Consider the following 2,941-nt stretch of genomic DNA (forward strand, 5'->3'; position numbering starts at 1 on the left):
GTGAACTGCACCCGAACTTCGGACCGCCGGAGGATAGAGTTTTCCGGCTTTGTCACGATGGCGGACTGGTTGCGCCACCGGGATTTTGCAACGAGATCGGGACGTTGTTTCCGATTGCCCCGTGAGGGCGTTCCTCATTGTGGTATCTACGCCAATCCTCCATTTTTTGCCGGGCGTCGTCAAGCGTCAGGAACCAGTGCTGGTTCAGGCACTGCGCCCTGAACCGACCGTTGAATGCTTCGATATAGGCATTGTCCGTCGGCTTCCCGGGGCGGGAGAAGTCGAGCACGACATTCCTTCAGCAATGGTTTGCATAATTCATCAATAGCGGTGTCTGGATCAAGGGCGGTTTCTCTGCGGGGCAGGGGAGTCGCCCTTACGCTATTCAAGCGTCCGGTCATCGCATTTTATCCCCGAGCCGAAGCGGTAGGAACAGACATAGAACTTCCCGCGCGGGGACACGATCCAAGCCGAGTTGTAGTCGGGCGCAGCGACGGCCCAGGTTCGCGACTGAAGTGTTCTGATCACAAAGCCAATCACTAGGATCGCCGCGGGCAACTTCCAAGCTTTCGCCGTCCAAGAGAGCCTTGAGGACCCAGCATCTATGTTGTTCTGGTAATTTGCGCCGAGGAACATGGCGATCACACTGCCGATCCAACCTTGTGCAGCAGAACCACAGCGATAAAGTGCTCGTGACGCTGCGGATTTGCAGCGAGACGATTCGCGAACCGGCCGAAGAGGTCATCAACCAGCTCCGCACGATTGCGCACCGGATCGATAGAGTTCATGATCGTCGGACCTGAAAACGCCCTCATCATACCCGTCCAGCACAGGGCGAGGTTGGCCGCATCCCCGGTCCGCTCGAAGTCGCCCCAATGGACGTCCGGCCCTTCGAGGATTTCAGCATGCTCGATCTCCAGCCCGGCAAAGTGCCCGTCTTCGGAGAAAGGCGCTTGAATGTCGGCCATTCGACGCGGGGCGGTCGGCACGGTGATCCTCAGGATTTCATGGTCGGAAAACAGTCCGTCGCGCCTCATATCGCAAACGGCCTCCCACAATTCTCCCATTAGCCACTCAAACCCCATCCTGTCCGGTTGCCTGGCGGGGAACAGGGATAGCAGTCGACCGCCCGGACGCAGTTCCCTTGATCGAAGCTCTAAAAAATGCCGCCAGTCGCGAGCCTGTTGCTCGATAACTGCAGCACGAATTTCCGGCACCCTGCTCCGCACCGCGAACACATGGTCCGGCGCATCGACCGGATTCCGGCTCATCCACTGGATCGTCCAAGAGTTCCAGCCGAGATGAACGCGTCCCGGCGGCATCAAAGGCTCGAAATAGGTGCGGCCGATGGCAGACGGAAAGATTCCGGATGTTCCAACCATATAGCTGCCAGGATCTTCGTTCAGTGTCGTGAAAAGGGACGCAAAGTCGTTGGAGGGCAGGTCGGTGTGGATGACTTCCACCATTCGCTCGTCACCCGTCCTGACCCGGAGCACTCGGATCGCCGTTGAGATGGGCTCCATTGAATTGAGGCCCTGCGACGAGCCGTAGTCGACTATGACCAGCGTCTCTTTTCCCAAGTCCACGGATTGGGCGGCCTTTTCCCAGAGCGCCAGGGCGGTGGCGTTTCCAGCTGCCTGCATGGAGGAGTTACGGTTATAAAAGCCATGTCCCTCCATGGCAGCGATCGCAGAGCTGACTGCTTCGGGCATGTTGCACCCCCCCAATCCAACGGATAGCGTCACCACGTGGGTTATGCGCAATTATATACGCCCCTCTACACATAGCCACAAATTCGGTTAACTGTGCCTGCTTCTTTGACAGCATTGGTATGCGATCTATTTTCGGATTGGCTCGTCAAACGAAGAGCTCAACACCAAGGCATTCTTCGTCCTGTCCAGGGCCGCGCCAGTCGCCGCTGGACAAGGATGGTGCCGACATCCCGCCCGCCAGTAGATACGAGAGCGAGCGTGCGACCGTATTGGTCCGTCATCCTGCCCGTATGCGGATCGCCGCGGTTGATGATGAGTGGCCGACCATCAATAAGCTCCTTCAGAAAGGCTTTCGCTTCAAGACCCCGTTTCAGCTCTGAATCGCACTTCGCCTGGGTAATTTCGGGAGTATCTATGTTGGCGATCCGGATCCTTTCGCCGTTGTAGTGAATGGTATCGCCATCAATAACATAAAGCTGCTGCCTGCCGATCATTTGGTTGGTAAATGAAACAGCCGTCTGCGGCGCATTATCGAAATCGCCTGTGTAGTATGAAAATATGACAATTGCGGCGACAACGGCTAACGTCGCCTGCAGCCAAGCTCGACGCAGATACCATGGTCGGCGCGGCTTTCTACGCTTCTCCAAGTGTTGCCGCCAGGGCGATTGATTTCCGTTGTTGACGATCAGTCGTGGTCGTTTGTTCATGCCGTCTCTCCGCCGCGACCGAAGATGGCAGACGGCGATAAAGGACCGCTTGAGAAATCAGTTAAATTTAGCTCGATTACATCGATTCGTGGCCTTGGTTGACCAGCACTAAAGCCTTTATGAGCGTTAGCTTTCTGAAAGGTCAGCTCAACGCTTACAAGCGCAAATGTGCCTGTGTCATAGTTATTTTGCTATTCAGTGATCACAAACGCAAGAAAACCAAGGGAAAAAGATAGGCGTTTTCAACAGGTTACCCGGATTCGGAGGGCAGCACTCTATCCAGCTGAGCTGCGGGTGCTGATACAAGGCTCGAGCCTTACATGCGCGAAGCGTTTCTAACCGATGCGGCCCTTGGCTTCAATGGCGAATTTTGCTTTGTTGCAAGGAAGCTGTGCCAAGTTGGTTAACCGGCAATACATTCGCGTTGGGATTGCCGTGTCGGCTCGCGTTACTGCACGTCTTCAGAAAGTCTAGCGCGTGGTGCGCGAGGACGGGTTCCGAGCGCGATAGCGAGCGCGACGA

General features: G+C 56.1%; 2 protein-coding genes and 1 pseudogene. All 3 read right to left on the reverse strand.

Going from position 1 to position 2,941, the window contains the following annotated elements; all coding sequences use genetic code 11:
• Positions 1–52: 52 nt before the first annotated feature.
• Positions 53–286 (reverse strand): annotated as a pseudogene (locus AAAC48_RS13260) (transposase); the annotation flags it as partial.
• Between the two features lie 355 nt (positions 287–641).
• Positions 642–1,712: an SAM-dependent methyltransferase gene (locus AAAC48_RS13265; protein ID WP_340654623.1), complete on the reverse strand. Its 1,071-nt coding sequence runs from the start codon at positions 1,710–1,712 to the stop codon at positions 642–644.
• Positions 1,713–1,870: 158 nt separating this feature from the next.
• Positions 1,871–2,419 carry a thermonuclease family protein gene (locus AAAC48_RS13270; protein ID WP_340654624.1) on the reverse strand — a complete coding sequence of 183 codons (549 nt, stop codon included), beginning with the start codon at positions 2,417–2,419 and terminating at the stop codon, positions 1,871–1,873.
• Between the last annotated feature and the right edge of the window lie 522 nt (positions 2,420–2,941).

It is taken from the genome of Phyllobacterium sp., assembly GCF_037994405.1.
Classification (GTDB): domain Bacteria; phylum Pseudomonadota; class Alphaproteobacteria; order Rhizobiales; family Rhizobiaceae; genus Phyllobacterium.